Raw genomic sequence first — 1,619 nt, 5'->3', positions numbered from 1 at the left:
CGACCTGGTCATTGCGCGCGCTGATGGCACGCCGACCTACAACTTCTGCGTCGTCGTCGATGACTGGGATATGGGCATCACGCACGTCATCCGCGGTGACGACCACGTCAGTCAACAACACCCCACGTCAGATCAACATCCTGCGGGCGCTCGGCGCACAATTGCCGCGCTATGCGCACCTGTCGATGATTCTTGGCGATGATGGCCAGTTAGCCCATTGCGGCAGCCAGACCAGGTGGAGCAAGCGCCGTGTGCCGCGGCATTTTGCGGTTTGGCGGCGATGATTTTGTCGACGATGTAGTGGACCAGTGCAGGCCAGCGGGTGGCTTTCGGCAACTGAGGCGCAGTTGCCCGAACATGGTCAAGACCCTTGCGGATACTGACGATCATCGCCTTGATCTGATCTCCCGCCGCATGGGAGAGTGTGAGCAGCAGGCGGGATTTGCCGGCGTGCTGAGTTAGGCGGGCGATACCAGCGAGCAGTAGGGGGCGGCTGGTGATCGCCTCCAGGCGGGCCTTTGGATGCGCCAGGCGGACATACCAACTCCACCAGTTGTAAATCAGTGCCACCGCTCGCGCCGAGAGGTTGCAGCGCTCCAGATCTTGCGTGGTGTAGCCGCCCCAACCCCATTGATTCTTCAGTTCGTCGAAGCCGTTCTCGCAATCGACCCGATCCCGGTAGAGCTGGCCCATGGCCTCCAGCGAGTAGTCCGCGTTGGACACCAGGACGGCGTACTCCCAGTACTTTGGTTGTCTCCGAAGGGTCAAGGAACTGCAGTTCTGGCTGTCGGCTCTTGCGGCTTGTCTGGGCGACCAGACTGGACTTGACTGGCTGCCGCAGCACCACCACACGCCGCGCGCCACTCCAACCCGCCAACCGAAGCTCGCCTTCGACCGCCTCAAAGCCTTGGCCGACGCCCTGCCAGTCGCCTTGCCGCCAGAGCCGCTCGATCAGACGCTTGACGCCGGGCGTTTGCTTGAGCTTGAAGAGATAGCGCTGGCCAATCTCTTCACTCTCGGCCATCACGCCTTCATTGCCGAAACCCATGTCGCCGCGCACCAGGACGGGACGTTCCTCGGGGGCGAGCCCCTCGATCAGCTCCCGCAGACGAGGCAGGCTATGTTTGGCTGCATTGGCTTTGCCGCCTTGTACTTCCACATCAAGCACCAAGCGCAGGTTGCCAATCCAGTAGGCAGGCAGGGTATGGCTGGGACGTCCCGGCTTGGTGGGGTTGTACCCGATCTCGGCACCCGCCTGGTGGCCATAGAGCACCTTGACGCTGGTGTCGGCGTCGAGAATCCAGGGCGTCCGCAGGGCTTCGCGCGTGCTCTCCGACAGCGCTGTATCCATCCAGGCCGTACTCCTGGCCAGTTGGGCCCTGCGCGCGGCGCGTTCTTTGTCGCTGCAGAGCTTGGGTTGGTTCGGGGCCAGATGCGCCAGCGCGCGGCGCAGGCTTTCGTCGCGGATGATCTTCTTCATGCCGAGAATCTGTGCCTGTAAGGCGGCATCGACCGCCTTGACCAGCCCCTTTCGCGCAAACTCCATCTCACCCATCGGGTGACCCTCCCTCTTGGCCGCAACCCCTCATCAATGCTCAGTTTGCACCAATTCTGGAAGG

Annotated in this window: 1 protein-coding gene and 2 pseudogenes; 1 reads left to right on the top strand and 2 read right to left on the bottom strand. The window is 62.5% G+C overall.

The annotated features are described in order from the left end of the window. Positions 1-209: pseudogene (locus AW06_RS21290) on the top strand (glutamate--tRNA ligase family protein); the annotation flags it as partial. Here AW06_RS21290 and AW06_RS18950 read toward each other — a convergent pair. Both AW06_RS18950 and AW06_RS21285 read right to left on the bottom strand, forming a co-directional pair. After that, on the bottom strand, positions 133-723 hold the full coding sequence (locus AW06_RS18950; protein ID WP_273704907.1) for a hypothetical protein: 591 nt from the start codon (positions 721-723) through the stop codon (positions 133-135). The pseudogene AW06_RS21290 and the gene AW06_RS18950 overlap by 77 nt on opposite strands. 178 nt (positions 724-901) lie before the next feature. Beyond that, positions 902-1,480, bottom strand: a pseudogene (locus AW06_RS21285) (transposase); the annotation flags it as partial. Positions 1,481-1,619: the final 139 nt, after the last annotated feature.

Origin of the sequence: Candidatus Accumulibacter cognatus, assembly GCF_000584975.1 — a bacterium.
In the GTDB taxonomy this organism is placed as follows: Bacteria; Pseudomonadota; Gammaproteobacteria; order Burkholderiales; family Rhodocyclaceae; genus Accumulibacter; species Accumulibacter cognatus.
The sequence above is the reverse complement of the archived record's forward strand: the minus strand, read 5'-3'. Positions and strand labels throughout refer to the sequence as shown.